The organism is Vogesella urethralis (assembly GCF_007644045.2).
Taxonomy (GTDB): Bacteria; Pseudomonadota; Gammaproteobacteria; order Burkholderiales; family Chromobacteriaceae; genus Vogesella; species Vogesella urethralis.
This window is the reverse complement of the sequence record NZ_VMDW02000021.1, coordinates 1-262: the sequence shown is the minus strand read 5'-3', so window position 1 is coordinate 262 and position 262 is coordinate 1. Positions and strand designations below refer to the sequence as shown.

General features: G+C 67.9%; 1 pseudogene. It reads right to left on the bottom strand.

What is annotated here, in order from left to right:
• Positions 1-262, bottom strand: a pseudogene (locus FLQ03_RS00885) (aromatic acid/H+ symport family MFS transporter); the annotation flags it as partial.

Genomic DNA, 262 nt, shown 5'->3' with positions numbered 1-262 from the left:
CGCTCCGCGCACAGACGCGGGGGAAGTTGAAGCGACGGGAGGATGACCGGCCGCAAAGATGCCCTTCGCCGCCAGGCCTGCGACGGTGAGGGCTGCCGGGATGCCGAGGATCAAAAAGACGCTTTCAAAGGGCAGGTTGAGCGCCATCATCTCGGCGCCGGCAAAGGCGCTGAGAATGGCGCCGATGCGCCCGACGCCGTGCATCCAGCTGGAGCCCGTCGCCCGCGCCTGTGTAGGGTAGTAGCGGGCGGAGAGGGCGTTC